The following is a 3,011-nucleotide window of genomic DNA, read 5'->3' on the forward strand; positions in this document are numbered from 1 at the left end:
GTGCCGCAGGGCCGCGCGGCACGGGGGGCTACATCCCCGTGCGCCGCAAGTTTGTGCTGGCGATGGCGGCCGGCCTTGCGTGGATGGTGTTTTCCATCCTGGCCGCCGAGGCCTGGATCCGCGACCTGTCCCTGGCCATCGGGCCCGTGGCCTCGTACCTGGCGATCTATGGCATTGCCGTCATTCCCGGCTTCATGAATGCCTTCCTGGTGGTCAGCCTGCTGCTGGACCGGCGCCCGCCTGTGCGCGATGCGCTGGCGCCGCTGCCCGGGATCACGATCCTGGTGGCGGCCTATAACGAAGAAAGCAACATCGTCGCCACCATCGAGAGCATTGCCCTGCAGCATTACCCGGGGCCGCTGCAGGTGGTGGTGATCAACGACGGCTCGACGGATGCCACTGCCGAAAAGCTGGCGGGCCTGCAGTATTCCTGGCTGGAGGTGATGAACCTGGAGCGCAACGTCGGCAAGGCCAACGCCTTGAACGAAGGGCTCAAGCGCGCGGCGTGGGACCTGACGCTCACGGTGGATGGCGACTCGTACCTTTACCGCAATGCGCTGCACAACCTGGTGGGGCGCTACCTGAGCGATCCGCCCAACACCAGGGCCGTGGCCGGCGCGGTGCTGGTGCGCAACTCGCGCAAGAACCTGGTGACGGCCATCCAGGAGTGGGATTATTTCCATGGCATCTCGGCCATCAAGCGGTTGCAGAGCCTGTACCAGGGCACGCTGGTCGCGCAGGGCGCGTTTTCGGTCTACGACACCGCCATGCTGCGCGAAATGGGCGGATGGCCCCACACGGTCGGCGAGGACATCGTCCTGACCTGGGGCATCCTGGAGCGGGGCCACCGCGTGGGCTTTGCCGAGAACGCCTGCCTGTTCACCAATGCGCCCGACACTTGGAAGCAGTTCATCCGCCAGCGCCAGCGCTGGTCGCGCGGGCTGGTCGAAGCCTTCAAATCGCACTGGCGGCTGCTCTTCAAGCCGCGCATGACCACCTTGTTCATCTGGTGGAACCTGCTGTTTCCGTACATGGACCTGGCCTACACGCTGGTCTTCATACCGGGGATGCTGCTGGCGCTGTTCGGGGTGTACTGGGTGGCGGGCCCGATGACGCTGCTGGTGCTGCCCCTGGCCACGGTGGTCAACTATTTGATGTTCCGCATCCAGGCCCGGATGTTCACCGAGCAGGGGCTCAAGGTGCGGCGCAACGTTGTCGGCTTCCTTCTGTATGCGCTGTTTTACAGCGTGGTGCTGCAGCCCGCCTGCGTGGTCGGCTACGTGCAGGAACTGGTGAACCGCACCAAGAACTGGGGAACCAAATGAAAGCCATGGTGATGGGCGCGCTGTGCGCCGGTGCCGCCGCGGTGGCGGCAGCGCAGGGCGTGACGGGCTCGCTGCAGCTGAGCCACGATTCCGATGCCTTCAACGAGCACAAGGAATCGGTGGGCTATGTCGGAGGGCAGGGGTGGGGCCTGAAGGCGGGCGCGCTGCAGTATTCATCGCCCGCCTGGTCGGCCAGCGGCGGTTCGCTGGCGGCAACCTACAAGAAGGATGGCCCCGAACAGCAGGTGGACGCCAGCCTGGGGGTGGCCCACATCGGTTCGCACAGCTACGTGGTGGGCGCCCTCGACCACATGCGGCGCGTGCTGCCACACACCTCGCTGGGCGTGAGCGGCGAGCGCGATTTCGTTAATTCGCAGCGGGGCATCGACGCGGGCCTAGCCTACACCAGCCTGGCACTGGTGGCAGACCATGCGTTCACCGATCGGTTCAACGTGGGCGTTTCGGCGGGCACGGCGCTGTTCTCGAACGACAACCACCGCCCGGTCCTGCGCACGCGCTGGAACTACGCGCTCGACGAGCGCTGGGGCCTCAATGCCTATGTGAAGACGCGCAACTACCGCAATTCCAACCCCTACCGGCCCGAGTATTTCTCGCCGGGGCGGCTGGGTGAGGCATCGCTGGGCCTGTCCACCCGCTTCGTGGTGGCCGACAGCGCGGTACTGAGCGCCAGCATCGACGCCGGCCGCCAGCACGTGGACGGCGAGGCGCAGCCCATCTGGAGCGCGAAGCTGGCACTGGCCTCGCGGCGCGGCAGCCGGGTGGAATGGGCGACCGGGCTCGAAGCCACCAACTCGGCATCGCTCTTCACCACGCAGGCGCAGTCGTACCGCTATGTGAGCGCTTTTGCCCGCGTTCGGGTGCCCTTCTAGGCCCCAGCGCGCCGGGAGTGCTCTGGCGGCGCACGGCCCTCTCCCTGCGTACACCCCGCGCTCAACGGCGGGGCCAGTGCTTGCGGTGCCGGGGCTTGGCCCGGGAGACGCCAGGCCGCTGTGTGGGTGTGCCAGCGCGTCGCTAAGGGCGCTCTAGGGGCGTATGGAGGCAGCACGAGGGCTGCATGACGGCCGTTCAGCACCAGCCATCCCCGCGGGCGCCATCGCTGGCAGGTAGCGCTGCTGCTGGCCCACGAACCCGTCCAGTGCCGCCAGCAGCGGCGCGAACCGCTCGGGCTGGCCCTCCAGTTGCCCCAGCGCCGCACAGGTGGCTTCCAGCGTGGAGAGCTGGTCGGGCCCATGTGCGGCGCGGATGCGGTAGCGCGACACCGGCATGCCCTGCAGCGGCAGGCGGGGCAACTGCTGCAGCAGGGGATTGCGGTACAGCATCTTGCGGCTTTTGCGCCATGTGCCGTCCAGCACCACCAGGCGCAGGCCTGCGGGGGACGATCGCCAGCCGTCCGGCAGTGGCGGTGGGGCGGCCATGGGCGGATGGCCGCCCGTTGGCGACTCGGGGTACAGCAACACCGCCTGGCGCGATGCCCCTGGTGCGGCGCCCGGCCCGGCGGCACCTGAAGCCCACGGTGCCGTCAGCAACTGCCGCAGCACCTGCTCGCCGAACACCTCGCCCTGCACCAGGCGGCTGTGGGGCAGGCTCAGGTGCAGCAGGCGGGCGGTGCCCTTGGCGTGCGCGGCTTCCAGCGGGTGCTGAAGGATCAGCACCTCGACCCTGTGC

The 3,011-nt window shown here is 68.1% G+C and carries 3 protein-coding genes; 2 read left to right on the forward strand and 1 reads right to left on the reverse strand.

Annotation, left to right across the window (positions count from 1 at the left end):
* On the forward strand, positions 1-1,325 hold a 1,325-nt coding region (locus ACDELDRAFT_RS20845), incomplete at its 5' end, for a glycosyltransferase (protein ID WP_005800080.1).
* Positions 1,322-2,215, forward strand: coding sequence for a hypothetical protein (locus tag ACDELDRAFT_RS20850; protein WP_005800081.1), 894 nt, complete (start codon positions 1,322-1,324; stop codon positions 2,213-2,215). The genes ACDELDRAFT_RS20845 and ACDELDRAFT_RS20850, both read left to right, overlap by 4 nt.
* 153 nt (positions 2,216-2,368) lie before the next feature.
* Here ACDELDRAFT_RS20850 and ACDELDRAFT_RS20855 read toward each other — a convergent pair.
* The coding region (locus ACDELDRAFT_RS20855; RefSeq protein WP_005800082.1) for a tRNA-uridine aminocarboxypropyltransferase at positions 2,369-3,011 on the reverse strand (643 nt) is incomplete at its 5' end.

The organism is Acidovorax delafieldii 2AN (assembly GCF_000175235.1).
In the GTDB taxonomy this organism is placed as follows: domain Bacteria; phylum Pseudomonadota; class Gammaproteobacteria; order Burkholderiales; family Burkholderiaceae_C; genus Acidovorax; species Acidovorax delafieldii_B.